24 protein-coding genes are annotated in these 22059 nt (G+C 66.0%); 16 read left to right on the forward strand and 8 right to left on the reverse strand.

Features of this window, described 5'->3' with window-relative positions:
• Window positions 1-57 precede the first annotated feature (57 nt).
• On the forward strand, window positions 58-1089 hold the full coding sequence (locus B5F84_RS01310) for an AraC family transcriptional regulator (RefSeq protein ID WP_239378160.1): 1032 nt from the start codon (window positions 58-60) through the stop codon (window positions 1087-1089).
• Here B5F84_RS01310 and B5F84_RS01315 read toward each other — a convergent pair.
• On the reverse strand, window positions 1086-1601 hold the full coding sequence (locus B5F84_RS01315; protein WP_087319885.1) for a hypothetical protein: 516 nt from the start codon (window positions 1599-1601) through the stop codon (window positions 1086-1088). The two genes, B5F84_RS01310 and B5F84_RS01315, sit on opposite strands and share 4 nt — an antisense overlap.
• Before the next feature lie 141 nt (window positions 1602-1742).
• On the opposite strand from B5F84_RS01315, the gene B5F84_RS01320 reads away from it, so the two are divergent.
• On the forward strand, window positions 1743-3356 hold the full coding sequence (locus tag B5F84_RS01320) for a peptide chain release factor 3 (RefSeq protein WP_087319886.1): 1614 nt from the start codon (window positions 1743-1745) through the stop codon (window positions 3354-3356).
• Window positions 3357-3471: 115 nt separating this feature from the next.
• Here B5F84_RS01320 and B5F84_RS01325 read toward each other — a convergent pair whose 3' ends face one another.
• From B5F84_RS01325 to B5F84_RS01340, 4 genes are all read right to left on the reverse strand, one after another.
• Window positions 3472-3858: a hypothetical protein gene (locus B5F84_RS01325; protein WP_087319888.1), complete on the reverse strand. Its 387-nt coding sequence runs from the start codon at window positions 3856-3858 to the stop codon at window positions 3472-3474.
• A 68-nt stretch (window positions 3859-3926) separates the two neighbouring features.
• Window positions 3927-4253: an ATP-binding protein gene (locus B5F84_RS01330; protein WP_204205469.1), complete on the reverse strand. Its 327-nt coding sequence runs from the start codon at window positions 4251-4253 to the stop codon at window positions 3927-3929.
• A 249-nt stretch (window positions 4254-4502) separates the two neighbouring features.
• A complete protein-coding gene (locus B5F84_RS01335) occupies window positions 4503-4994 on the reverse strand; it encodes a hypothetical protein (protein ID WP_143786025.1) in 492 nt (163 codons plus the stop codon).
• A 5-nt stretch (window positions 4995-4999) separates the two neighbouring features.
• Complete coding sequence (locus tag B5F84_RS01340; RefSeq protein WP_087216979.1) at window positions 5000-5209, reverse strand: helix-turn-helix transcriptional regulator; 210 nt, start codon at window positions 5207-5209, stop codon at window positions 5000-5002.
• 477 nt (window positions 5210-5686) lie between these two features.
• Here B5F84_RS01340 and B5F84_RS01345 point away from each other — a divergent pair, with 477 nt between their 5' ends.
• On the forward strand, window positions 5687-7009 hold the full coding sequence (locus B5F84_RS01345; RefSeq protein ID WP_158094452.1) for an ATP-binding protein: 1323 nt from the start codon (window positions 5687-5689) through the stop codon (window positions 7007-7009).
• A gap of 108 nt (window positions 7010-7117) precedes the next feature.
• The gene (locus tag B5F84_RS09725; protein ID WP_255375229.1) at window positions 7118-7249 is read left to right on the forward strand and encodes a hypothetical protein; all 132 of its coding nucleotides are present in this window, start codon (window positions 7118-7120) and stop codon (window positions 7247-7249) included.
• Window positions 7250-7258: 9 nt separating this feature from the next.
• On the opposite strand, the gene B5F84_RS01355 is transcribed toward B5F84_RS09725, so the two are convergent.
• The gene (locus tag B5F84_RS01355) at window positions 7259-8407 is read right to left on the reverse strand and encodes a hypothetical protein (RefSeq protein WP_087319895.1); all 1149 of its coding nucleotides are present in this window, start codon (window positions 8405-8407) and stop codon (window positions 7259-7261) included.
• 284 nt (window positions 8408-8691) lie between these two features.
• On the opposite strand from B5F84_RS01355, the gene B5F84_RS01360 reads away from it, so the two are divergent.
• Genes B5F84_RS01360 through B5F84_RS01370 form a run of 3 tightly spaced genes read left to right on the forward strand, consistent with a single transcriptional unit; the run spans window position 8692 to window position 10447 of the window.
• Window positions 8692-9687: a helix-turn-helix transcriptional regulator gene (locus B5F84_RS01360; protein WP_087319897.1), complete on the forward strand. Its 996-nt coding sequence runs from the start codon at window positions 8692-8694 to the stop codon at window positions 9685-9687.
• A 57-nt stretch (window positions 9688-9744) separates the two neighbouring features.
• On the forward strand, window positions 9745-10026 hold the full coding sequence (locus tag B5F84_RS01365) for a type II toxin-antitoxin system RelB/DinJ family antitoxin (protein WP_087319899.1): 282 nt from the start codon (window positions 9745-9747) through the stop codon (window positions 10024-10026).
• Window positions 10019-10447 (forward strand): PIN domain-containing protein, encoded by a 429-nt coding sequence (locus B5F84_RS01370; protein ID WP_087319901.1) that lies wholly within the window; start codon window positions 10019-10021, stop codon window positions 10445-10447. Before B5F84_RS01365 ends, B5F84_RS01370 begins: the two co-directional genes overlap by 8 nt.
• A gap of 3 nt (window positions 10448-10450) precedes the next feature.
• Here B5F84_RS01370 and B5F84_RS01375 read toward each other — a convergent pair whose 3' ends face one another.
• On the reverse strand, window positions 10451-11881 hold the full coding sequence (locus tag B5F84_RS01375; RefSeq protein ID WP_087319903.1) for a DUF2252 domain-containing protein: 1431 nt from the start codon (window positions 11879-11881) through the stop codon (window positions 10451-10453).
• A gap of 382 nt (window positions 11882-12263) precedes the next feature.
• Here B5F84_RS01375 and B5F84_RS01380 point away from each other — a divergent pair, with 382 nt between their 5' ends.
• The 6 genes from B5F84_RS01380 (at window position 12264) to B5F84_RS01405 (ending at window position 18916) form a co-directional block, all read left to right on the forward strand.
• Complete coding sequence (locus B5F84_RS01380) at window positions 12264-13226, forward strand: ABC transporter ATP-binding protein (protein WP_087319904.1); 963 nt, start codon at window positions 12264-12266, stop codon at window positions 13224-13226.
• Between the two features lie 9 nt (window positions 13227-13235).
• Window positions 13236-14438 (forward strand): ABC transporter permease, encoded by a 1203-nt coding sequence (locus B5F84_RS01385; protein WP_087319905.1) that lies wholly within the window; start codon window positions 13236-13238, stop codon window positions 14436-14438.
• Complete coding sequence (locus tag B5F84_RS01390; protein WP_087319906.1) at window positions 14425-15630, forward strand: ABC transporter permease; 1206 nt, start codon at window positions 14425-14427, stop codon at window positions 15628-15630. The genes B5F84_RS01385 and B5F84_RS01390 overlap by 14 nt, the downstream gene beginning before the upstream one ends.
• Window positions 15631-15678: 48 nt before the next feature.
• Window positions 15679-16824 carry a histidine kinase gene (locus tag B5F84_RS01395; RefSeq protein ID WP_087319908.1) on the forward strand — a complete coding sequence of 382 codons (1146 nt, stop codon included), beginning with the start codon at window positions 15679-15681 and terminating at the stop codon, window positions 16822-16824.
• Window positions 16821-17477 carry a response regulator transcription factor gene (locus B5F84_RS01400; RefSeq protein ID WP_087319909.1) on the forward strand — a complete coding sequence of 219 codons (657 nt, stop codon included), beginning with the start codon at window positions 16821-16823 and terminating at the stop codon, window positions 17475-17477. Before B5F84_RS01395 ends, B5F84_RS01400 begins: the two co-directional genes overlap by 4 nt.
• Before the next feature lie 185 nt (window positions 17478-17662).
• Window positions 17663-18916: an MFS transporter gene (locus B5F84_RS01405; RefSeq protein WP_087319911.1), complete on the forward strand. Its 1254-nt coding sequence runs from the start codon at window positions 17663-17665 to the stop codon at window positions 18914-18916.
• 177 nt (window positions 18917-19093) lie between these two features.
• Here the strand turns inward: B5F84_RS01405 and B5F84_RS01410 are convergent, their stop codons facing one another.
• Window positions 19094-19528, reverse strand: coding sequence for a DUF1810 domain-containing protein (locus tag B5F84_RS01410; RefSeq protein WP_087319912.1), 435 nt, complete (start codon window positions 19526-19528; stop codon window positions 19094-19096).
• 63 nt (window positions 19529-19591) lie between these two features.
• Between B5F84_RS01410 and B5F84_RS01415 the strand changes: the two genes are divergently transcribed.
• The 3 genes from B5F84_RS01415 (at window position 19592) to B5F84_RS01425 (ending at window position 22025) form a co-directional block, all read left to right on the forward strand.
• Window positions 19592-20212, forward strand: coding sequence for a DNA-3-methyladenine glycosylase I (locus tag B5F84_RS01415; protein ID WP_087319913.1), 621 nt, complete (start codon window positions 19592-19594; stop codon window positions 20210-20212).
• 63 nt (window positions 20213-20275) lie between these two features.
• Window positions 20276-20731 carry an SWIM zinc finger family protein gene (locus B5F84_RS01420; protein WP_087319915.1) on the forward strand — a complete coding sequence of 152 codons (456 nt, stop codon included), beginning with the start codon at window positions 20276-20278 and terminating at the stop codon, window positions 20729-20731.
• 244 nt (window positions 20732-20975) lie between these two features.
• Window positions 20976-22025 (forward strand): PDDEXK nuclease domain-containing protein, encoded by a 1050-nt coding sequence (locus B5F84_RS01425; RefSeq protein WP_087319917.1) that lies wholly within the window; start codon window positions 20976-20978, stop codon window positions 22023-22025.
• The last annotated feature ends 34 nt before the right edge of the window (window positions 22026-22059 follow it).

Here is a 22059-nt window from a genome sequence, read left to right on the forward strand (position 1 = left end):
CTAACTAACATCGGACGATTCCTCAAGGGAGATGGACGAACCCTCAAGATGACGGGCATGGGCGACATTCCCCGAGAGCTCGCCGCGCTCTTCGAGCCGCAGGTCGAGCAGCTTGGCATACGGCTCGAACGGCGCGGTGGCATCTGGGTGGGCGAGGCGTGCAGCTCCGTGGCGACGGGCTCGATGTGGCTCTGCGCGCCGTCGCCGCATTGCCTCGTGCTCTGTCACGACGTCATCCCGCTTGAGGACATGCCGCTCTTCGAGGGGTCGCTCGGGCCGTACGCCTGTGCCTGCACGATGGGAGACGACGCGGTGGCGTGCTCTCGGGACTGCGGTCTCCCGATGCACCTTCTCGGCTGCGATGGCCGCCGTCTGCGGGACGAGGTCGCCACGTTTGTCGAGCACGGCCCCCGCTCGCTCTCAAGCCGCCTGCTCGCCGGCCACGTCTACCGTTCTCGCTCCATCATCTTTCTGCCAGACCTCTTCGACGAGCTGGAGCGTCGCTATCCGGGGGAGTTCCGCGGGCTCTTCTCGGCCTTTGGCGGCGCCTGGGACGAGGGCGCAGAGCTCGCCATCCGGCGGGCGCTTGACGCCATTCCCTCGCGCGCTCCGCTCCACCATGGCTGTGGGCTCGGACTCCTCTCAAGCGTTACCGCCCTTATGGCGCAGCTCGCCTCGGGCCGCGCGTCGCGTCATGGGGAGTCGGAAACGGAGGGGCTTGCGCGACGGGCGCGGGAGATCGTGTCTGCCGCCATCGAGGGGGCGGGCGTGCCCCCCTCCGTTGGCGGGCTTGCGCGAGAGCTCTACGTGAGCAGGTCGCGACTTTGCGAGGTGTTCAAGCGTGAGACGGGGCTGAGCGTGGGCGCGTATGCGCGAAAGCTGAGGCTGGAGCGGGCGTGCCGTCTCCTTGGGGACGAGAGCCTCGCTGTTGCCGAGGTCGCCGCACTTCTCGGCTATCCGAGCATCTCGGCGTTCTGTCATGCCTTCACGTCCGTCCTGGGCAAGTCTCCGAGTGCATGGAGGGAGCGTGCCGGCGCGGCCGATGGCGCGCCCGCTCCCGAGGGGCCCTTGGGCGGAGCGGGGGACTAGCGCACCAGCGCACGGACGGCGTCGGCCACGCCGCCCTCGCTCGTGAGGTTGACCGAGAGGCTGATGGGCACCACCCTGAGCGTGACCACGTCGGAGCCCTCGTAGGTGACGACCTCAAGGCCCTTGTACTCGCCCACGTCGTCCGCGGACTGCCCCAGCCTGACGGTCTCGGGCTCCCAGACCTCCACGACGTACTCCTCCGGCGCGTCCGGCGCGGGCGCCATGCCGCTCACCTGCGAGAGGGGCGAGAAGAGCTCTTCGATCCGCGCCTGGTCCGTGACCTCGGCGAGCTCCTCGCCGGTCGCGGCGTCGCGCACCACGGCGCGGACGGTCTTGCCCCAGTCGATGTCCCCGACCGTGCGCGCGACCTCGGTGGCGTTCTCGGCCAGGTCGAGGACCGCGCCCGTGGGGTCGTCGGAGCCGCCGTTCTGCTCGCCTAGCCCAAGGCACCCGGCAAGCGAGAGGGACAGCGCGGCGACAAGGGCAAGCGAGACGACGCAACGGCGGCGCATGGGGCCTCCTCACGTGGCGGTTTACTTTGCGGCCATTGTCTCACACGCAACGGTGTCGTCCCCGCATCCGCTACAATGGCTGGGCTCAAACCATACCGTGGAAAAGTGACTGTCCCCTTTCCACATCACAGGAGGACGCGCATGCCAAGCCTTGAGGAGGAGATCTCTTCTCGCCGCACCTTTGCCATCATCTCGCACCCGGACGCGGGCAAGACCACGCTCACGGAGAAGCTCTTGCTCTACACCGGCACCATCCAGAGCGCGGGCTCGGTCAAGGGCAAGAGCTCGGCCAAGCACGCCGTGTCAGACTGGATGGACATCGAGAAGGCCCGCGGCATCTCCGTCACGTCGTCGGTGCTGCAGTTCACCTATGGCGGCTGCTGCGTGAACATCCTTGACACCCCGGGCCACCAGGACTTCTCCGAGGACACCTACCGTACGCTCATGGCCGCGGACTCCGCCGTCATGGTGATCGACGGCGCCAAGGGCGTGGAGGCGCAGACCGTGAAGCTCTTCAAGGTGTGCGCCCTGCGCGGCATTCCCATCTTCACCTTTGTGAACAAGCTCGACCACGAGACGCGCGATCCCTTTGAGCTCATGGAGGAGATCGAGAGCGTGCTCGGCATCGGGACGTACCCCATGAACTGGCCCATCGGCAACGGGCGGACGTTCCGTGGCGTCTTTGACCGCGCGAGCCGCCACGTCCTCGCCTTCGAGGGCGACGGGCGCGCCAATGCCACGCGCCGCGTCGAGGAGGTCGAGGCCGAGCTCGGCGACCCTGCGCTCGACGAGCTCGTCGGCGAGGAGAACCACCGCACCCTCATGGACGACATCGAGCTCCTGGACGGCGCGGACCACGAGTTCGACCTCGAGGCGGTGCGCACGGGAAAGCTCTCGCCGGTCTTCTTTGGCTCGGCGCTCACCAACTTCGGCGTGGAGCCGTTCCTGCGCGACTTCCTGCGCCTGGCGCCCGCGCCCTCCCCGCACACGGACGCCCTCACGGGCAACCTGGTCGAGGCGGCGGACCCGGATTTCTCGGGCTTCGTCTTCAAGATTCAGGCCAACATGGACAAGAACCACCGTGACCGCATTGCCTTTCTGCGCATCTGCTCGGGCAAGTTCGAGCGCGGCATGGACGCCTGGCACATGCAGGGCGGCCGCAAGATCAAGCTTGCCACGGGCACGGCCATGATGGCCGACGACCGCGCAACGGTCGACGAGGCGTATGCCGGTGACATCGTGGGCCTCTTCGACCCGGGGATCTTCTCGATCGGCGACACGCTCTGCAAGATGGGCACGCGGGTGCAGTTTGCCGGCATCCCCACGTTTGCGCCGGAGCACTTTGCGCGCATCTCGCAGGTGGACACCCTCAAGCGCAAGCAGTTCGTGAAGGGCATGGAGGAGCTCGCGCAGGAGGGTGCCGTGCAGATCTTCCGCGAGCTTGGCGCCGGCATGGAGAGCGTCATTGTGGGTGTGGTGGGCACGCTGCAGTTCGAGGTGCTCGAGCAGCGCCTCAAGAGCGAGTACCACGTGGAGGTGTACCGTCAGGGCCTTCCGTACAACGAGGTTCGCTGGATTGACAACGCCCCTGATGAGCTGGACGTTCGTTCGCTCAACCTCACGCGCGAGACCCTGCGCGTGGAGGACATGCGCGGCGGCAGGCTGCTTCTCTTCACGAGCCCGTGGAACCTCAACTGGGCGATCGAGCACAACCCGGACCTGCGCCTCTCCGAGTTCGGCAACGTCACGTTCTAGCGTTTGGGGACGGGTTATTTCTCTCAGAGCTTTTGGGACAGGCCTGGGGCGGTGAAGCCCCAGGCCTGTCCCAAAAGCTCTGAGAGAAATAACCCGTCCCCTTTTGACCTTTTGATCATTTGGCGGTGGCGCAGCCGATGGCGAGGCCAATCGCGGCGGGGATGAGGCCGTACATGAAGACGGCCAGGTTGGCCGGTGCGATGTTGGTGAAGCCGAGGGCGTTCGAGAGGCTGAACGTCGCCACGGTGTGAAGCACGTAGAGGACGGCGATTGCAATCAGCGCAGCAAGGCGCCACCACCCGAGGTCAGCCACACGGCCAATGAGAAACGCCGAGACGATGTCCGCAATCGGGAGGACAATGTGGAGCGCCAGAATCACGTAGCCCATGATGCCCCCGCCGCCGAGAGCGCCCGTCGCGAGGGACCCCCAGTACAGGGCAAGGCAGGCGAACCAGACCACGCCGTAGATGATGGCGGGCTTGACGAGGTGTCTCTTCTCCATGGGGCACCTCCTCGTTCGTGCTGATGCAATTAGTCTACCCAGGAGAAAAGTAGTCCTTTCCTAGCTTGTTAGCGTCTGAGCAGCCAGTCGATTGCGCTCAGCACCTTGATTCCGTCGCTGGTGGTCCCGAGGCCGTATCGATCGAGGGTAATTACGCGCTTGGGGAATGCGTCGGTGATGGAGCGGAGCGGACCCAGCTCGTGTTCGCGTGTGGCGGGGTCGACCATCGTTTCGCAAACCTGGATGTAGACGGTCTCGTCGGCCCTTCTCGCCACAAAATCGACCTTGCCCGCTCTGAATGTTCCCACCTCAGCGGAATGGCCACGTCGAACGAGCTCGTTGTGGACGACGTTTTTCAGCTGGAAGCCGGTGTTGTCCGCCGAGAAGCGCGTCACGAGATTCCTGATGCCCTGGCCAATGGGATAGAATAACCTTCTTGAACTATTCGAGTTTCAATTATATCTGAAAGAATCCGGGACGCCCTGCCACTCATCAATGATATGGGACAGCTGTCCCCCAAGGGCAAGGGTTATATCGAGCTGCGCCATTTGCCGCATGCTTACGTAAAGAGGCTCGCATGGCAACCTCAGGAGTTTTCGGATGCTGCTTGGACGAGAAGATCCGCCAGCGTGCGTGACGCCTCTCTACTCCGTCTCGGGACCCATGAGGCGGCGCTTGTAGACGAACCTCACGACCAGCAGCGCCGTGCACAGGAAGAGCAGCGTGCCCACCGCAGAGAGCATGGCCTCGCGTCCAACAAGGGCGGTTATGACCACGATGACGGCGGAGAGCGGCGGAATGAGGTGGACGAAGGTCCGGGCGACCTCGCGCGCTAGGTATGCCTCGAGCTCGTCGTTCTCTGTAGCAAGAAGGGCGCGCAGTGCGGCGTCATCTGCGAGGGCGCCCCGGAGCTTGCGAATCTGCTTTACGGTAAAGCCCGCGGCAAAAGCGAGAAGCCCGATCAGGAAGCCCGCGACAAAGCTCGTGACGAAGTCGCTTCCCCCGGCGGGTAATATGTTGGCTACGGCCATGACGACGATAATAACCATCGCGCCCAGGATGATGCCGAGCGAGATGCGCTCGCGACGCAGGCGGAGATGGATGTCGGCGCGCAGGGTTTCGACGGTCTTCTTCATGGCGATCACAACTCCTCGTCTATCTCAGAAAAGTCAAAGACGTCTTCGATTGCAAGGCCAAAGTAGCGGGCGATCTTGTAGGCGAGAGGCAGCGAGGCGGTGTACTTCTCGACCTCGATGGAGGTGATGGTCTGCCGCGTGGTGCCCACCGCCTCAGCGAGCTCGGCCTGACTCATCTTGCGCTCGCGGCGCAACTCGCGGATGCGCGTTCGCATGGCATCACCTTCCTTGCCTCGAACAATCTTGCTAAGCATGCTTTGCAATTTAAGCATAGCATGCTTTGCATACAATGACAAGTACGCTTTGCAAATAGCGCGTAAAGACCGGAGCGAGTTCCGAGTTCCGTGCGCGGTGGTCGCGCGACCATCGGTCCCTGCATCGCCACGCATGTGGGGGAGGGGGGCAATCGGGGTCATGAGCTATCCGGCCTCTCTTCACAGCTCGGCACTCAGGAGCGAGGAGATGTTCTTGTCGCTGTAGGGTCTCGCAGCGCCTTGGGCAGCCCAAAATGCTCATGGTCTCTTGCTGGATCACTGGCTCCTGACTGCTCTGCGGGGCTGTCCAGCTAGAGGGCGCTGTGCTTAGCACAAGATAATATATGACCCGAATTCAGGTCACTATTGAATAAATCTGTCTCGAATTCGGGATAGATTGCTATAATGACAGCGAATTGCGAGGAGATAGGAGATGCCATGGCGCTGCGTGAAGTAATACGCGAAGTAGTGGCCGAGGGCATGACGAGGCCGATCCCCCCTGTGGTTCCGCGGGACGTTGCCATCCCGCACCTCGCCGAGCGCGCTTCGGTCATTAAGGGCGTTCGTCGTAGTGGGAAGACGTTTAGGATGTTCCAGCGCATGGGGGAACTCGTCTTGAAGGGCGTCCCCCGCGACCACATGCTCTTCGTTGACTTTGAGGACGATCGTCTCGATGGCGTTTCCGACAACGTGATAGGTGACGTGGCCGAGGAGTTCCTTCGCGAACTTGGGACCGCACTGCCAGAGAAGCTCTATCTGTTCTTCGACGAGGTGCAAAACGTCGAGGGGTGGGGCAGGCCCTTGAGGCGTCTTACGCAGAACCCACGCTTCGAGATATGCGTGAGCGGCTCGTCGGCAAAGATGCTTTCGGAGGACGTGGCGACCGAGTTCAGGGGGAGGGGAATCTCCGCCGAGTTGCAGCCCTTCTCGTTTAGGGAATTCTTGCGCTTTCGGGCGCGCGAGCCCAAGGGAATCGTCTCGCCTGACGAGGCGCGCGAGTTTTCGCTCCTCTTTGAGCGGTATCTGCGCATTGGCGGTTTTCCTGAGGTCCAGGATGCGGACGTCGCGACACGCATAACGGCCCTTCAGGATATCGTCTGGACCATAGCGGCTCGCGACCTTGCTGAGCGGCACAGGCTTCCCATGCTGGGAACAAGAAAGTTCGTCCAGAGGGCTCTTCGCCTCTCAGGGCGAGAGTTCTCTGTGCGCAAAACCTATAACGATCTCCACAGTGCTCAGATTCCGCTGTCAAAGGCCGATGCCTTCTCGCTGCCTGAGCACTGCGAAGATGCCTATCTGTTCTTTCTCGTATCCCGATTTGGCGCGGATCTCACTGAGGCCACCCGAGGAAAGAGGAAGCTCTACGCGATTGACCCGGGATTGCAGTTTGCCTTTGGCCCGGCCTCCTCTGCAGATGAGGGGCAGAGGCTTGAGGACGCCGTCTACCTGGAGCTTAGGAGACGCTGCTTGGGAGACCGGAGGACCGGCATCGGGTTCTATCGCACGAAGGAGGGCTTTGAGGTCGACTTTGCCGTGGGAGACGTTGAAGAGCGGTCGGTATCGGAGCTGTACCAGGTGGCCGCTCACGCCGAGGAGGCGACTACGTTTACGCGCGAAGCCCGGGCTCTGAGCGCCGCTCTTGACGAGACGGGGCTTTCTGAGGGAACGCTGCTGGTCATGTCGGCGCGAGACGTGCCCGAGCCCGAGGATGTTCGTATACGAGTGCGGGACGCATGGCGCTGGATGCTTCAGCTGGACTAGTGCTATGGACATGTCATTTTGAATGAAGGAAACGCTTGGAAGCTCAAGCTCGTGCGCGCGGGGCGGCTTCGCGGCGTTTCTCGCAATGAGCTTTCTCATGGGTCGAGCTTGCCGTTCTACTCCGGCTCGCAGACCGACCCCATGCAGGAGAGGATTCCGGCCGAGTATCTGGGTCGCGTCTCCGGCCTCTACAGTGCCATCATGTCCTGGGCAATCCCCGTCATCCGCCACACCGAGTAGCGTCACGGGTCAGCGGTTGCGCGCCACGCGCAGGTCGAGCTCGCGCAGAAAGCGGTCCTCGCCGTCAAAGGTTCGGGGGATGTCCAGGTGATAGGCTCTCGTGCCGCGTGGCGTGGCGCCGTGGCCGTTGACCTTGATGCACCAGCGGCCCAGCTCGTAGCTCGTGACGCCGTCGAGGTCCCAGGTGCTCGTGCTTGCGAGCTCGCCCGAGCCTGAGGTGAGCGCGTAGGAGAGATGGCCGTCATCGAGCACGATGGTCTGTGTGAGGCTCGTGCCCGAGCGGTGCGCCCACCAGCCGGCGGCGACGGGCCAGGCAAGGATGCCCAGGCCGATCACACCTGAGACAAGTCCGTGCACCAGCGGAAATGCGTCGAAGAACGCGAAACGCGGACCCTCGGGCACGAGCACGACCGCTCCGAGAGTGGCAAGCCCCACGACAATCATGCCAAAGCAGAAGTTGCGTGCAAAGGCGACGTAGGGACGGCGCTTCTCCTCGTTTCGGGGGAACGCGAGGGCGTCGCCGCGCTTCACCGCCGCGGCCGTGCGCGCGTCGAGCGACCAACCGTCCGAGGCACCCTTCGTGCGCCACTCGCGCCTGAAGCCAACGAGGAAGTGCACGAGGTAGGCAATCGGCATGGACAGGCAGAAGACAGCGACGGTTCCGAGCGTCATCCAACACATGGTGTCAAAGAGCGGTGTCCCCACGGACAGGAAGACGGCGATCACCTCGCAGCAGACGGCGAGAAAGGCGAGAAGAACGGCGACGCGCGCGACGAGGGCGGCTCGACGCGAGAGCTCGTAGGAGCGCCCCGCGTGCAGTCCGCGGTCGGCTGCGACACCCTTGAGTAGGGCGTCGCTGGCTGAGTCGCTCGAGGCGACGCCGAAGATGATGAGCAGGTTGAAGAGAAGGCGCGCGGGCAGCGGGACCGCGACGGTGAGGCCGGCACGGTAGTCGGCGAAGGACCGGAGAATGTGGTGGACGCACACGACAATGGGGTAGGCCGCGAGCGACAGCGCGGCGAGCAGCATCGCGACTTCGTAGCTGGGCACGACGAAGGTGAGCGCGTTCAACGCGACAAACGTGAGCAGGTAGCCCGCCGTGTGGAGGAGGACACGCCTGACGGCATCGCGAGGACCTCGCACGTTCTTCTCGCCCATGAAACCTCCCAGTTTCGATGCCTTCACGGTATCCCATTGCGCGACCCGCCCACGAAACCCTTACGGACCCCTGACGTGACAAGGGGACGGAGGTGTTGTCACCGCCCTGTCCTCCTGTCACATGGTCGATAAGCCTCTCTGCCTGCGGCGCGCAACCGGTGGGCGCCCTCTGGTTGCCGCGAAATCTGCCAAATTGCTTACCGTCGGTTGGTAGAATTGCGCCGTGCGCGCCCGCAGACTAAGGGTGCCGGCAGACAGCGCACACTCCCGACGAAGGGTAGACCATGAGCTTTCGCGACAACCTTCAGCACCTGCGCGCAGAGCGCAACATGACCCAGGAGCAGCTGGCCATGCTGCTCGGCGTCTCCCGCCAGAGCGTCACAAAGTGGGAGGCCGAGAGGAGCCAGCCGGAGATGGACAAGCTCCTCAAGATGTGCGAGATCTTCGATTGCACGCTCGACGAGCTCGTGACGGGCGACCTCACTGGCCGCGCCGCGCCCGCGACGGCCGCGCCCATCCCCGCCGGCCCGCCCACCGACGTCTGCGGCTACGAGGAACACCAGCGCATGATGGCGCTCAAGGTTCCCACTGGCGTGGCGCTCATCCTCCTGGGTATCGCACTTGGCCTGCTCTTTGAGGGTGCCGTCGAGCTGGCGTCCTGGAACGGGCGTGACGGCCTCTTCGTGATCATCGTGCTCGTGGGTATACTCGCGGGCCTCGCGTTTCTCGTGCCCGCCGGCATGGAGCACACGGCGTTCCAGAAGGCGCACCCCTACGTGGAGGACTTCTACACCGACGAGGATCGCGCCGCCGCCCGCCGGCAGTTCTCGACGGCGCTCATCGCCGGGCTCGCGCTCATCTTCGCGGGCATCGGCTGTGTGCTCATGCTCGAGAAGACCGCGGAGAACTGGGGGCTCTTCTTCCTCATGTTCTTCATCGCCCTGGGCGTGTGGTGGATCGTGCGCGGCGGCATGCTGCTCGGTCGGGTCAACGTCGAGGAGTACAACCGCTCCGTCGGGGAGGACCTCGAGGTGGAGGACATCATGGCCGCTCGGCTGGACGAGGTGCGACGCGACGTTCTTCTCGCCCAGAAGCGTGAGGGCGAGAAGATTGGTGCAATCTGCGGTGCCATCATGATTGCCGCCACGATTGTGGGCCTGCTCCTGCTCTTCTGCGCTCAGCCGCCCGCTCAGAACTGGTTCTGGATGTCGTGGGTCGTGGGCGGCCTCGCCTGCGGCATCGTCTCAACGCTCATGCACGCGTTCCGCCGGGAGGGGTAGCGACCTGTTGTCCCGCGCCTCTGTTACTATGTAGACACGTCTACAAAGGAGGCTCGCATGGCAACGGCGGTGGTGTCGGGACGGGTGGACGAGAAGGTCCGTCAGCGCGCGGACGCCTACATCCGCGCGGCGGGATCTACGCCCGCCGAGGTGATCAAGGTGGTCTGGGAGAACATCGCGCGCACGGGCGAGGTGCCGACGGAGGAGCCGGCGGAGGAGCCCCGTGGCGCCTGGGAGCGCTTCATGGAGTTTCGGGAGAGCCTTCCCGAGGCCGAGCCGTGGTTGGTGAACCTCACCAAGGAGCAGATGCGCGACATGATTGCGAGCCACTATGCGTGACTTCAACAGCAGGAGGCTGCTCTTTGATACCAACGTTCTTCTCGACGCGGTCTGCAGGGAGCGGCCGCAGTCCGCGGAGGCCTGCGAGGTGCTGCGTCGCTGCAATGGCGGGGGAGACCTGGGAATCGTTGCCGTTGGGTCCCTCAAGGACGCGTATTACGTGCTTCAACGTCAGTACGACGAGGTACGGGCGAGAAGGTCGATCGAGTGGTTGCGCGAGCTGCTCGTGATCGCGCCGCTCGGCGCGGAGGAGTGCGAGCTTTCGCTCGGCTGCGGGGAGCCGGACTTTGAGGACGGCCTCATTCGCGCCTGTGCCGAGCTTAACGACGTGGACGTGATCCTCACGCGCGACACGGCTGCGTTCAAGCGTTCCAAGGTCCGTGCCATGACCTGCGCAGAGTACCTCGGGCTCTTTGCGTGACCATTAGCTCAAACGTTCAATGAATGCCTGGTAGTCTGCCTCGTTCTGGTCGGCGTAGGCGCGGGCGAAGTCCCACATGGCGTCCTCGAAGGCATGGCTGTCGTCGAGGTAGGTCGCGATGGCGACCTCGTCGCCGGTGCGAGCGTGCGCGTGCGCGAGCGACCACGCGCAGAGTCGCGCGACGTTCTCGAGGCTCTGCGGACCTACCTCGGTGAGGTCGATCGAGCCTTTGCCGTTCCAGAGCTGACGCACGTAGTAGTCGCGCGTGCCGCCGCCTGCCGTGGGCACGCTCGTCCAGCCCAGCAGGAAGTCGCTTGTGGACTGCACGAGGCGCTGACCCTCCACCACGCGCTCGCCGTGGCTGGCAAAGCCGCTCGGTCGCCAGAAGCGCTCCACGACCGACTCCTCCGCCTCCTTGACCTGCAGGACCAGCGGGTCGTCCTCGTCGCGGCCAGTAAGCAGCGCGATCCAGGCTCGTCGCCCCACCGACCCCACGCCCACAACCTTCCGGGCAGCATCCTGCAGTCGGTAACGGCCGAGAAGGGCGCAGCAGTCGCGGGGGAGGCTCTCAAAGTAAGTGCTGAGCAGACCGCGCAGGGCGTGGGAGAGCTGTGCGGGATCGTAGCCCTGCTCCGCGGAAAGCTCCGCGAGCGGCACCAGCTCGGGCGGACGCGAATCAAAGCGCAGACGTCCGTCGTCGCGCACGGTCAGCCGGTCTGCCGCGCGCACGCTGTCCTTCTCGCGCGCCTTCTCGACGACCTTGCGAATCGTGCGGCCCGTCTTGCCGTCGAGCTCAAACTCGTCGAGCATCCGCTCCACGTCGAGGTGGGCGTGCCAGACGTCCAGCTCGCCCATTTCCGCGAAGCGCGCCATCGCGCGGCGGTACTGCTTGGCACAGGCGCGCACGGCATCTCTGCGGTCCTGCTTGGAGAAGCCGCGGTCGCGCCCGCAGATCTCCACGCTGGCCACGAGGCGCATGACGTCCCACTCCCAGGGGCCGGGTGCGGTCTCGTCAAAGTCGTTCACGTCAAAGACGAGGTGGCGCGTGTGGCTCATGAAGACGCCAAAGTTGCCGACGTGCGCGTCGCCGATGCACTGGACCTCGAGGCCGGTGACGGGCATCGAGGCGAGGTCGCTTGCCATGATGACAGCACTGCCGCGGTAGAACGTGAACGGTGAGACGCCCATGCGCTCGTAGCGCAGCGGCACGAGGCTCGGGTCGCGTGTGACGGACTGCTGCTCGAGGAGGTCCACGGCGGTGTCACTGGACGCGCGTTGCTTCCAGGTGCCGAGCGAGGCGATCGGACACGCCTCGCGCGCGGCGAGGCCGGCGGCGCGGCGCTCCTCGACGGACGGCGCGGGCCGGTACAGCACCGCCTGCAGGCTGGGCGCGGCGTTCTTCTCGACCTCTTCGAGCGGCGTCTGTTCGTCCATGGGGCTCCTCTCATCTCGCGGGATCATGATACGTGAGTGCGGGCGGCTCCAATGCGTGCGCCGGGGAGTCGACCGCATCCTCCCGGTCGGCTTTTGTCCGCAGAGGCACTCAGGGACGCGGGCTGTGTCACTTTAGGCGAGATATGAGTGGCTGAAACGGCGTGTCACTCGACTTAAGCAGAAGTTGAAGCAAGCTACCTGGCCTTTCTTTGCGCCCGTCCAGCCATATTCCCGAGACTGGGAAGCGAGGTCACTCAAATCTCGCCTAAAGTGACACAGCCCGCGTCCCTGAGCGCCTTGCCCGCGCGTCGCGCTCGTGACAAAAGTCACTTCTGCGGTTGCGGGCCACCTGTGACAATGGCGCCAAGAGAAAGGGGCAGCCATGTCACACACGCAGACCGCACCATCACAAGACGTCGTCCGCGTCACCGGGCTCGTCAAGCGCTATCGCGAGCTCGTCGCGCTCGATCACCTGGACCTCTCCGTGCGCAAGGGGGAGATCTTTGGCCTTCTGGGCCCCAACGGCTCGGGCAAGACCACGGCCATCAATTGCATCCTCCAGCTGCTCTCCTACGACCGCGGCGCCATCGAGCTCTTCGGCGAGCCGATGGCGCCGAACCGCTACGACCTCAAGGCGCGCGTAGGCGTGGTCCCGCAGCAGGTGGCCGTCTTCGACGAGCTCACCGTGCGCGAGAACGTGGACGCCTTCTGCGCGCTCTACGTGCGCGACCGTCGCCGGCGTCGCCAGCTCGTGGACGAGGCGATCGACTTTGTGGGCCTCGGTGACTACGCGCGCTTCCGCCCGGCCAAGCTCTCCGGCGGTCTGGCGCGACGGCTCAACATCGCCTGCGGCATCGCGCACCGTCCGGAGCTCATCTTCTTCGACGAGCCCACCGTCGCCGTTGACCCGCAGAGCCGCGCCAACATCCTGGACGGCATCTGCCGCCTGCGCGACGAGGGGGCCACGGTGGTCTACACGAGCCACTACATGGAGGAGGTCGAGCAGATCTGCGGTCGCATCATGATCTGCGACTGCGGGCGGGCGGTGGCGCAGGGCACCGCCGACGAGCTCAAGCGCATGATCAGCCTCGGCGAGAAGATCACGGCTGAGGTGGGCGAGCTTCCCGAGGGCACGCTCGAGCGCCTACGCGGCCTCTCGCACGTGCTCTCAGCGGACTGCGCGGACGGCATGTTGCGCCTGACCTGCGAGGCGAGCGCTCACAACCTCACCGACGCGCTCGGCGTGCTGACCGCGGCCGGCGTGCGCCTGGGGCGCGTGTGGTCCGAGCCGCCCACCTTGAACGATGTCTTCCTCGAGCTCTGCGGCCGCGAGCTGCGCGACTAGGGGGCTGCCATGGGAACCTCGTTTCTGGTGAGCGTCAAGAGCCTCGCGCGCACGCCCGCGGTGATCGTGTGGGTGCTGGCGTTTCCCCTCATCATGTCCGCCATCTTCCTCTTCATGTTCTCCGGCATGCGTACGGACGGCGTGGTGGATCCGGTGCCGGTGGCGCTCGTGGCGCCGGCGGGCGAGAAGGACGGCGCGCCCGCGGGCTCGTTCGCCCAGGTCGTGGACGTCCTCGCGGAGCCGGGGGAGGACCAGCTGCTCGATCTGCGGCACGTGGAGACCGCCGCCGATGCTGCGGACCTTCTCGCTGCCGGCGAGGTCGACGGCTACTTTGAGCTCGCGCCTGACGGTACGCCCGCGCTCACGGTGGGCTCGGCCTACACGCTCGCGAGCGCGGACGGCGCGACGGCGGTCAACCGCACGATCCTGGAGACCGTCGCCAGCTCCTACGTGCAGTCGCGGGCCCTCCTTGAGGAGGTGGCGCAGCGCGACTCCGCGGCGCTCGCAGACCCCGCCGCGGTGGCGGATGCCCTGGGCACCCAGGTTGACGTGGAGCAGACGCAGATAACGCACGCCCGGCCGGAGGAGATCGTGCGCTACTACTACGCGCTTCTCGGCATGGGCGCGCTCATGGCCTCCCAGGCGGGCATGCTCGCCGTGGCGCAGGCCCAGCCCGGCGTTTCGGCGCTCGGGGCGCGCCGGGCGGTCTCGGGCACCTCGCGCCTGCGACAGCTCGCCGGCTGCGTGCTCGGTGCATGGGCGGTCTCGACCGTGGCGCTGACGTTGGCCTTCGCGTTTCTGCGCCTCGTGGCGGGCGTGGACTTTGGCGGCCGAGAAGGACTTGCCCTCGTGTCCGTTGCCGTCTGCGCGCTGCTCGCCACGGCGCTCGGTGCGTGCGTGGGGGCGCTGCCCCTCTCGGCCGGCATCTCCGCACGTTCGGGTATCCTCACGGCGCTGACCTGCGTGCTCTCGCTCTTTGCCGGCCTCTACGGAACTGCGGCGATGGAGCTCGCGGACAACCTCGCCCACACGCTGCCGTGGACGAGCTGGGTGAACCCGGCCAAGCTCGTGTGCGACACGTTCTACGCGCTCTACTACTACACCTCGCTCGCGCCGTTTGCCGCGCGCCTCGCCGCCTGCGTGGCGGGCGCGCTCGCCCTTCTCGCCGTGGCCGGCGCCATCTTTAGGAGGCAGAGCTATGAGCACCTTTAGGACCGCCCTGCGCGTGGTTGCCGGACACCCCATCTACCTCGCGATCTACGTGGTGTTTCTCTCCCTCATGGGCGTGTTCGTGGTGGGGGACATGGGCACGGCCACCGCAGGCGAGAAGGACGGTTATGCCGCCTACGAGGCGCGCGTCGCCGTGGTGGACCGGGACGGCACGGCGCTCTCAGGTGCGCTCGCGGCGTGGGCGGGAGACGCCTTCGAGCTCGTGGACGTTGCGGACGAGCCGCTCGCGCTGCAGGACGGCGTGGCCACGGGCCAGGCGGACTGCCTCGTGGTGCTGCCGGAGGGCTTCGAGCGGGAGCTGCTCGACGCGGCGCGCGCAGGGGACGAGGTGCCGGTGCTTGAGGTGGCCTACGGCCAGGACGTGCAGGCGGGCGCGCTCGCCGCGCAGGCGGCGTCACGCTGGGTCTCGCTCGCGGCCGCCGCGGCGGCGCTCGAGCCGCAGGCGTCGGCGTCCGAGGTCGCGGACCTCGCGCTGGTTGCGGCGGCGGAGCGGGCCGAGGTGGACGTGCGGGAGTCAGAGGGTGCGCTCGGCGGTGCCGACCGGCTCGCCACGTACCTGAACTTCTCGACGTACTCCGTCATGAGCTCCATCGTGGTGGTGGCTGGGGTCTCGCTTGCGGCGTTCCAGCGCCCGGAGCTGCGGCGTCGCACGGCGGCGGGTCCCGTCTCGCCCGCATGCCTCTCTGCGGGGCAGGTCGCGGCGTGCCTCGTGCTCGTGGTGGCCGTGTGGGCGTGGACCTGCGCCGTGGCCCTCGCGTCGTGCGGGGGAGCGCTCGCGGGGACGGATCCGGCGCTCGTGGCCTGCGCGCTCGGGAGCGTGCTGCCCTTTGCCCTGGTGCCGCTCGCGCTGGCGTTTTTGCTCGCGCAGCTCGGCCTCAGAGAGGACGCGGTTAACGCCTGCGGCAACATCGGCGCCACGATGCTCTCGTTTCTCGGCGGGGCGTGGGTGCCGCTCTCCATGCTGCCGGAGGCCGTGCAGGCGGCGGCGCGCCTCTCGCCCTCGTACTGGGTGAGCCAGGCGGTCGCGACGGTGCTGCATGCCGAGGCGCTCACGCCTGAGCTGGCCGCCGAGCTGGGGACCAACCTGGGGATCGTTCTGCTCTTCGCGGTGACGCTCTTTGCCGTGGGGCTCGCGCTCGGCCGCGCGCGCCGCCGCGTCGCCGGCGCGGCGTGAGCGACGCCCGTGTGTGTTGTTGTCCGGCCGCGCTGTTAGAATCGCCCCATGGAGAGACTGGCCGACAAGCTCGTGGTGCTCGTCGCCTGCCTGCCCGCGCTCGTCGCGGCGGCGGGCGGGACGGCTGGTGCCGGCCTGGTGGTCGCACTGCTGGCGGCGGTTGCCCTGGCGGCCCTCTGCGAGCTCGCCCGAAGCCGGGTGGCCCTCGTGCCGCCGCTTGCCGTCTGTGCCCTCGCGTGCGCCCTGCCCGAGGCCGCAGCGCTTCTCGGCGTGGCTGCCTACGACCTGTGCCGCGTGAGCGCCGGGGAGAGGGGGCGGCTGCGCGCTGTGCCCGCCGCCCTGCTCGTGCCGCTCGCCTGGGGCGCGGCGCGTGGCACGCCGGGCGGGCCCGCGGTCCTTCTCGCCGTGGCTGGCGTCGCTGCGGGCGGATGGCTCGGCCTCCGCGTCGGGGCGTTTGAGCTGCGCCGCCGTGACGCCCTCCGCACGCGGGACGACCTCGCCGCCGCGCGCCTCGCCCTGGCCGAGAAGAACCGCGAGCTCCTGGACGCCCAGGACTACGAGGTGCGCCTCGCCACGCTCTCCGAGCGGGCACGCATCGCGCGGGAGATTCACGACAACGTGGGCCATCTGCTCACGCGCGCCGTTGTGCAGGCGGAGGCATACCGCGTGGCACGCGCCGGGGAGCCGGCGGCCCAGGACCTCGCCGCCGTGGCGGACACGGTGCGTGCGGCGCTCGACGAGGTGCGCGCGAGCGTGCACGACCTGCGTGATGACGCGCGCGACCTCTCGGTGCAGGTGCGCGCCGTCGTGGAGCGCGCCTGCGAGGGGACGCGGCTTGCGCCCTCGGTGCGCGTGGAGGCCGGGGAGGCCCCGGCCGCCGTGGCGAGCTGCCTCACGGCGGTCGTGCGCGAGGCCCTCTCCAACGTGCTGCGCCACGCGAACGCGCGCCACGTGAGCGTGGAGCTCGTGGAGCATCCCGGTCTCTGGCGGCTCACGGTGACCGACGACGGTCGCGGGGGCGCCGGGCACGGCGACGGCTCCGGCATGGGGCTCGCCTCCATGGAGGAGCGTGTCCGGGCGCTCGGCGGCACCTTCCGCGCCGGCCCCGGCGAGCGCGGCGGCTGGACCGTCTTCGCCAGCGTCCCGCGTGGAAAGGGGACAGTCACTTTTGCCCGCTCGAGGGGAGAGACATGAGGGTGGTCATCGCAGACGACGATGCCGTGGTGGTGGAGTCGCTCAGGATCGTGCTGGACGCGCAGCCGGACATCGAGGTCGTGGGCTGCGGGACGGACGGGGCCGATGCCGCGCGCCTTGCGGCGGAGGCAGCGCCCGACGTGGTTCTTCTCGACATCCAGATGCCCGGTGTGGACGGCCTGGCCGCCGCCGAGCAGATCCTGGCTGCCCCGCGGCCGCCGCGCGTGGTCTTTCTCACCACCTTCTCCGATGACGAGTACATCGTGCGGGCGCTCTCCCTGGGGGCGGCGGGCTACCTCATCAAGCAGGACGTGGCGGGCGTGGCACCGGCGCTGCGCGCGGTCATGGCGGGGCGGAGCGTGCTCGAGGGCGAGGTGCTCGAGCGCGCGGTCGCGCTCGGGGCGGGCGGCGCTGCCGGGACGTCCGACGCAACAGCCGAGAGGCCCGACCTCGCGACGATCTTCCCCCAGCTCACAGACCGCGAGCGTGAGGTCGTGGCGCTCATCGCCGAGGGTCTCGACAACCGCGAGGTGGCCGCGGCCGCCTACATGGGCGAGGGCACCGTCCGCAACCACATCAGCTCGATCCTGGCCAAGCTGCACCTGCGCAACCGCACGCAGATCGCCGTGGTATACTGGAGGGCGCTCAGGTGAGTCTTGCCGCCCTCGTTTGGGCTCAAGACAAAGGTTGGGTACTTTTTTCGAGACCCCCTGAGTATCGAGGACGGGACTGTCTGAAGAAATAGCTGGTAGACGCTCTGCGTCGACTTTGGGGTACTTGCTGGGTTGGCAAAAAAGTACCCAACCTTTTATGGTCGGTTGGCGGGTCGGGAGTTCTTATGGCAAACAGGGTCAACACCTCTTGGAAGCTCAAGCTCGCGTGCGTGTGGGGCGGCGAGCTGGTCTCCGTGCTCACGAGCTCCATCCTGCAGATGGGCTTTGTCTGGCACATCACGCTCACCACGAACTCGGCGAGCATGCTCTCCCTGGCGTCGCTCGCGGGCTTCCTGCCGCTTGCGCTCTTTGGCATGTTTGCGGGGGCCATCGTGGACCGACTGCCGCTCAGGGTCACGCTCGTGGGGGCCGACCTCTTCATCGCCGCGGTGAGCGCCGTCGTGGCGATGGTCTCGCTCACGGGGGCGCTGCCCGTGTGGGTGGTCATGGTCGCGCTCTTTGTGCGCGCCATCGGCAGCTCCCTGCACACGCCGGCCTTCCAGGCGCTCACGCCGCTCGTGGCGCCGACCGAGCACCTCACGCGCCTCGCGGGCGTGACACAGGCGGTGCAGTCCGGCGGCTACATTCTGGGCACGGCCGTCGCGGCGGTGATCTACCCGCTCTGGGGGCTCACGGCCATGATTGCGCTCGACGTGGCCGGGGCGCTCGTCGCGACGGTCGCAGTGCTGGCGGCTCGGCTCGACGTGGGCGGCGCGGGGCAGGGCGCGCAGGCGGGCGAGAAGAACCTCGGCCTCGCGGCGCAGGCCCGCGCCCTCGTGGCCGAGACCGCCGACGGCTACCGCGTCCTGCGCGGCTATCGCGGGCTCTTCGCGCTTTTGTGGTGCGGCTTTGCCTTCACACTGGTCTTCTCGCCCATCTCGGCGCTCTTCCCGCTCATGACGCTCGACCACTTCGGCGGCACCACGGGCGACGCCGCCACGGCGGAGGTCGTGTTCTCGGTGGGCATGATCGTGGGCTCGGCACTGCTCACGGCAACGGGAGGGTTCAAGAACCGTGCGCTCACCGTCTGCTTTGCCACGGCGCTCTACGGCTTTGCGACGCTGGCCGCGGGCTGCGCGGGACCGAGCGCCGGCGGCATGCGGCTCTTCTTTGTGATGAGCTTCCTTATGGGCCTGAGCTCGCCGTTCTATTCCGGCCCGCAGACCGCCCTCATGCAGGAAAAGGTCCCGCCCGAGTACCTGGGGCGTGTCTTTGGCCTCTATGGTGCCATCATGTCATGGGCGCTGCCGCTTGGCCTGGCGTTCTCGTCGCTCTTCGCGGACGCGGTGGGCGCGCCGGCGTGGTTCCTTGGCGCGGGCATCGCGATGATTCTTCTTGCCTGCGTGACCTGGTCAATCCCCGCCATTCGTCGCATCTAAAAGGGTGACCTGGTCAATCCCCGCCATTCGTCGCATCTAAAAGGGGACGTGTTTTTCCTCTCAGAGTTTTTGGGACAGGTTATACTCCGCAGGCATAACCTGTCCCAAATTCTCCGAGAGGAAAAACACGTCCCCAATTTGCAGGCAAGCATGAACTACAGGTGGCTGCGCAGACAGTTATTCCCAGGTCCCGTTCACAATCCCCAGCGTGAGCTCGTCGCGGCTGCCGGCATAGTACTTGTCCAGCACGGCGGCAAAGACGGGGTCGACGTCCGTGAGCTCGAAGAGCGTCATCGACGAGCGGACCTTGAGGGCGTCGATGCTCCCCAGCACGGCAACGGGGTCGCCTCCCGGTAGGGCGAGAAGTGCGTGCGAGATCTCAAGAAGACGCTCCCTGAGCAGGGGATGGTTGACGTATGCGTCAAGCTCCTCGCGGCTGGCGATGCCATAGCGCTCCGCCATGGGGCTGCGCCCGAGCCCGCGCGCCTGCGGGAAGACGAACCAGATCCAGTGGCTCCGCTTGCGGCCGGCGCGAATCTCGGCGAGCGCCTGCTCAAAGGCGCCGCCCGCCTGCGCGCGCACGAAGCGCTCGATGTCAAAGCCTGCGGTCATGCGCCACCCCTCCCGTTTGTCAGATAATAGACCTGTTGCCTGCCGAGAAGAGCGGAGACCTGTATGTCCTACTGCGACTGGGACACCACCGACGAGCTCTGCCTGCGCTACCACGACGAGGAGTGGGGCGTGCCCCTGCACGACGACTGCGGGCAGTTTGAGTTCCTCTCGCTCGAGGTCATGCAGTGCGGGCTCAACTGGACCATGATGCTGCACAAGCGCGAGGTGCTCCGCGCGTGCTTCGCGGGCTTTGACTACGATGTCGTGGCGGCGTTCGGGCGGGAGGACGTCGAGCGCATCCTGGAGACGCCGGGTATGATCCGCTCCCGCCGCAAGGTTGAGGCTATCATCAACAACGCGCACTGCTTCCAGCAGGTTCGTGAGGAGTTCGGCAGCTTTGACGCCTATCTCTGGGGCTTCTCGGACGGCAGGACGATTCTCTACAACAAGCATGCCGACGGGTGGATTCCCGCGAGCAACGGCCTCTCGGTGCGCGTGGCGGATGATCTCAAGCGCCGCGGCTTCAAGTACCTGGGCCCCACGACGGTCTACTCGCACCTGCAGGCCTGCGGCATCATCAACGACCACGCCCGCGAGTGCCCGCGCTACGCCGCGGTCAACGCCATGGGCCCCACGGTCGAGAGGCGCCGCTACCTCGAGAAGGACGTCCGGCACTACGAGTAAGCCAAAATGAGTCAAAGGGGACAGTCACTTTTGCACCATTCGCTCGTGAGGGGAGTCGCAGCGATGACCAAGCTTCCGTATCTGGCGAGCGGCGCCTCTCTGTGGAGGGGCTACGACTACTATGTCGCTCACAAGGTGCTTTCGTGGGAACCCTCGGGGCCAGGGGATTATCCGCAGCAGTTCGACGGGGTCGTCTCGGGAAGCGGCGATAGGTCCTACGAGGTACACATCGATAGAGCGCATCCCAAGAAGTCCACCTGCACCTGCCCCTTTGCGGAGGGACGTCACGTCATCTGCAAACACATGGTTGCACTCTACTACACCATCTATCCCGCCGAGGCGGACGAGCTCCTGCACGCGCGGGAGTGCTGGGAGGCGGAGGAGGCCGCGCGCGAGGAGGCCCATCGTGCGGAGACGTGGCAGTACGTGAAGGGCCTCAAGAAGACCGAGCTCCAGGAGGAGCTCTATCGAGCGCTGCTCGAAATCGATGACCTGCGTGATCGTAGCCGCTGGTGGTAAAAAGGCAGTCATTTTAGGAAACATATGTTCCTAGTTATGCTATACTATCCACAAGGTACGAGGACAACAAGAGCGGCACGGAGGCCCCCAATGGTACGTGTCGACGGGTGATCAGGGGCAGTAGGGACTGGTCACACTTGTTTGTCTCGGGTGGGTTGGTACGCCCATCTTCCGGCACCCGCAAAGTCCGGAGCTCACAGTCTGTGCAGGTTTGTTTGCCGTGAGTGAGACGGGGGGTTCAGCTATGGCCAAGAAATCCATCAAGCAGTTTGACGAGAAGAACGACGAGCAGGTCTACGTATCCGTCCGCGAGACGTTGGAGTCTGCGCGCGGCAAGGTGGAGCGCGCCGTCAACAGCGCCATGGTCGAGGCGTACTGGGAGATCGGGCGCCAGATCGCGGAGGCGACGGGGGAGCGCGCCGAGTACGGGAAGCATCTTCTCCAGTATCTGTCCGAGAGGTTGATGGCTGAATATGGAAAAGGCTTTACGGAGAGGAACTTGCGCCAGATGCGCTCATTCTATCTGGCGTTCCCAATTCGGCACACACTGTGTGCCGAATTGAGCTGGTCGATTTATCGGCGCTTGACGCGCATTCCAGATAAGGAACAGCGCGAGTTCTATATGCATGCAGCGGCGGAAGAGCACTGGACCGTCCGTCAGCTCGACCACCAGATTGCAACGTTCTATCGCGAGCGCCTGCTCTCCTCGCAGGGCGAGAAGCACGAGCTCATCCGCGCTGAGATTCAGCGCTCCGAGCCCGTGACGGCAGCCGATGACTTCATCAAGGACCCGTACGTTCTGGACTTCCTTGACCTGGGTGGTCGCACGGACTTTGACGAGCATCAGCTCGAGCAGGCGCTCATGACGCGGCTGCAGGAGTTCATGCTTGAGCTGGGACGAGGCTTTGCCTTCGTTGGCCGCCAGTACTGGCTTGATGGTGAGCAGGCGAGCTACTACGTCGACCTGGTCTTCTACAACATCAAGCTCAAGTGCTACGTGCTCATCGAGCTCAAGACGCGTCCGCTCAACGCCAAGGACGTGGGACAGATGGACTTCTACGTTCGCCTGTTCAACGAGAAGTACGCCGGCTCGGACGACAATCCGACCATAGGTCTCATTCTCTGCTCGAGCTCCGACCGAACGGTGGCAAAGTACTCCGCGCTCGCTGACGGCAAGGGGCTCTTTGCCTCGAGTTATGTCACGTGCCTTCCAACCGAGGAGGAACTGACCGACGCCCTCGAGCCCACGCGTCGTGCAATTGCGGAGGCCCGGGCGGAGCGAGAGGAGGAGTAATTGCTGGGCGCCCGTCTGCTCGTTTGGAGACGGG

The organism is Olsenella sp. An290, from assembly GCF_002159535.1.
GTDB lineage: Bacteria > Actinomycetota > Coriobacteriia > Coriobacteriales > Atopobiaceae > Thermophilibacter.

Bases quoted from the DNA above. Each gene is read 5' to 3' on its own strand.
- B5F84_RS01340 (WP_087216979.1), bottom strand. From the start codon at position 5,209: ATGCGAACGCGCATCCGCGAGTTGCGCCGCGAGCGCAAGATGAGTCAG.
- B5F84_RS01395 (WP_087319908.1), top strand. From the start codon at position 15,679: ATGGAGAGACTGGCCGACAAGCTCGTGGTGCTCGTCGCCTGCCTGCCC.
- B5F84_RS01425 (WP_087319917.1), top strand. From the start codon at position 20,976: ATGGCCAAGAAATCCATCAAGCAGTTTGACGAGAAGAACGACGAGCAG.
- B5F84_RS01360 (WP_087319897.1), top strand. From the start codon at position 8,692: ATGAGCTTTCGCGACAACCTTCAGCACCTGCGCGCAGAGCGCAACATG.
- B5F84_RS01420 (WP_087319915.1), top strand. From the start codon at position 20,276: ATGACCAAGCTTCCGTATCTGGCGAGCGGCGCCTCTCTGTGGAGGGGC.
- B5F84_RS01365 (WP_087319899.1), top strand. From the start codon at position 9,745: ATGGCAACGGCGGTGGTGTCGGGACGGGTGGACGAGAAGGTCCGTCAG.
- B5F84_RS01310 (WP_239378160.1), top strand. From the start codon at position 58: ATGGGCGACATTCCCCGAGAGCTCGCCGCGCTCTTCGAGCCGCAGGTC.
- B5F84_RS01415 (WP_087319913.1), top strand. From the start codon at position 19,592: ATGTCCTACTGCGACTGGGACACCACCGACGAGCTCTGCCTGCGCTAC.
- B5F84_RS01385 (WP_087319905.1), top strand. From the start codon at position 13,236: ATGGGAACCTCGTTTCTGGTGAGCGTCAAGAGCCTCGCGCGCACGCCC.
- B5F84_RS01325 (WP_087319888.1), bottom strand. From the start codon at position 3,858: ATGGAGAAGAGACACCTCGTCAAGCCCGCCATCATCTACGGCGTGGTC.
- B5F84_RS01375 (WP_087319903.1), bottom strand. From the start codon at position 11,881: ATGGACGAACAGACGCCGCTCGAAGAGGTCGAGAAGAACGCCGCGCCC.
- B5F84_RS01410 (WP_087319912.1), bottom strand. From the start codon at position 19,528: ATGACCGCAGGCTTTGACATCGAGCGCTTCGTGCGCGCGCAGGCGGGC.
- B5F84_RS01405 (WP_087319911.1), top strand. From the start codon at position 17,663: ATGGCAAACAGGGTCAACACCTCTTGGAAGCTCAAGCTCGCGTGCGTG.
- B5F84_RS01370 (WP_087319901.1), top strand. From the start codon at position 10,019: ATGCGTGACTTCAACAGCAGGAGGCTGCTCTTTGATACCAACGTTCTT.
- B5F84_RS01380 (WP_087319904.1), top strand. From the start codon at position 12,264: ATGTCACACACGCAGACCGCACCATCACAAGACGTCGTCCGCGTCACC.
- B5F84_RS01400 (WP_087319909.1), top strand. From the start codon at position 16,821: ATGAGGGTGGTCATCGCAGACGACGATGCCGTGGTGGTGGAGTCGCTC.
- B5F84_RS01345 (WP_158094452.1), top strand. From the start codon at position 5,687: ATGGCGCTGCGTGAAGTAATACGCGAAGTAGTGGCCGAGGGCATGACG.
- B5F84_RS01335 (WP_143786025.1), bottom strand. From the start codon at position 4,994: ATGAAGAAGACCGTCGAAACCCTGCGCGCCGACATCCATCTCCGCCTG.
- B5F84_RS01315 (WP_087319885.1), bottom strand. From the start codon at position 1,601: ATGCGCCGCCGTTGCGTCGTCTCGCTTGCCCTTGTCGCCGCGCTGTCC.
- B5F84_RS01320 (WP_087319886.1), top strand. From the start codon at position 1,743: ATGCCAAGCCTTGAGGAGGAGATCTCTTCTCGCCGCACCTTTGCCATC.
- B5F84_RS01355 (WP_087319895.1), bottom strand. From the start codon at position 8,407: ATGGGCGAGAAGAACGTGCGAGGTCCTCGCGATGCCGTCAGGCGTGTC.
- B5F84_RS01390 (WP_087319906.1), top strand. From the start codon at position 14,425: ATGAGCACCTTTAGGACCGCCCTGCGCGTGGTTGCCGGACACCCCATC.